Here is a 1,416-nt window from a genome sequence, read left to right as displayed (position 1 = left end):
GGCTCTACCCCATAAACAATGGGATGGACTCCTCCTCACCCATATTCGGCATCTAAGTGCCAGACTGGAAGTGTTGGAGACCAGTCACGAGAGAGGAGGAGCCCAACATGCAGATTATTCGAGTCGGCGTAGATTTGGCAAAAAACGTCTTTCAGGTTCACGGTGTCGATAGCCGCGAACGACCTGTCTGGCGGAAGAATCTAAAACGAAGCACATGGCTTGCCGAGATACAGCACCGTGTCCCCTCTGGCGCTGAAATCGGGCTTGAAGCCTGTTCTGGCGCGCACCATTGGGGTCGACAACTAATCGCACGCGGTTATCAGGTCAAATTGATAGCCCCGCAGTTTGTAAAGCCATATGTGAAAAGCAACAAAAGTGATCGTAATGATGCGGCAGCGATCTGTGAAGCGATGAGTCGGCCCTCCATGCGTTTTGTCGCACTCAAATCGATTGAGCAGCAAGACATTCAGGCGATTCATCGTGTGCGCTCTGAAGTGGTAAAGCAGCGCACGGCAAAGGCCAATCAGATACGTGGTCTGGTTGGCGAATATGGCCTGATCGCACCGCAAGGCATTCACGCTCTGCGCGCTGCTCTGCCCTGCTGGTTGGAAGATGCGGAAAACGGGCTGAGTGATCGCTTCCGCAGACTCTTGGCGCGTCTCGCCGACGATCTGCGTTACCTCGATGCCAGGGTTGAAGAATACGACGCTGAAATTGCGATTATGGCCAAGGAACTACCGGCAGCAAGGCGGCTGATGGCGCTGCAAGGGGTAGGCCCGGTCATTGCTACGGCACTGGTGGCGACGCTGGGGTCTGGCGATGGGTTTACCAAGGGGCGTGACTTCGCAGTTACACTCGGTTTGACACCCAAGCACCACGGTACTGGAGGCAAGGAGCGTATTTTGGGTATTAGCAAGCGGGGTGATGCGTATTTACGTACCGTGCTGATACATGGTGCCAGGTCGGCAGTGTACGCCGCTAAAGGTAAGACCGATCCCTTGAGCCGATGGATCAATGAGCTTCTCGAACGGCGGCATCCCAATGTTGTAATTGTCGCGTTAGCGAACAAGACTGCTCGAATCGCATGGGCGCTAGTACGAAACGGCAGTGAATACGCTCCAGAGTGGTCTGGCCAAGCATTGCCAGCGCAATAGTCTGGCCTGGTAAAAGAGTTAACCCTGTCACCGATTGCGAAGGAGTCTGACTGACGGTAAACAGGTCGAACCGGCACTGGCAAACCCCGTGTCCCCCGAAGGGTGGTAAACCCGTCTAAACGTTTGGGAGCCAGCGCGCGAACAGCCCATCAAGGCCCCGTGGCACTCTGTGGCACGAATATGAGGCCGAATACACGTGAGCAATCGATCCTACTGCCTGACATCAAACCCCTTGCAAACGAGGAGGAGTCCATACACGGGG

1 protein-coding gene is annotated in these 1,416 nt (G+C 55.2%); it reads left to right on the top strand.

Annotated elements, in window-relative coordinates; genetic code table 11:
* Positions 1-107 precede the first annotated feature (107 nt).
* Entirely contained in the window at positions 108-1,154 is a 1,047-nt protein-coding gene (locus tag DDZ17_RS22180; RefSeq protein ID WP_116369217.1) for an IS110 family RNA-guided transposase, read from the top strand.
* Positions 1,155-1,416 lie beyond the last annotated feature (262 nt).

Source organism: Parahaliea mediterranea (genome assembly GCF_003402235.1).
GTDB lineage: Bacteria > Pseudomonadota > Gammaproteobacteria > Pseudomonadales > Halieaceae > Parahaliea > Parahaliea mediterranea.
Note: the sequence above shows the minus strand (reverse complement) of the source record. Positions and strands in the feature narration are given on the sequence as shown.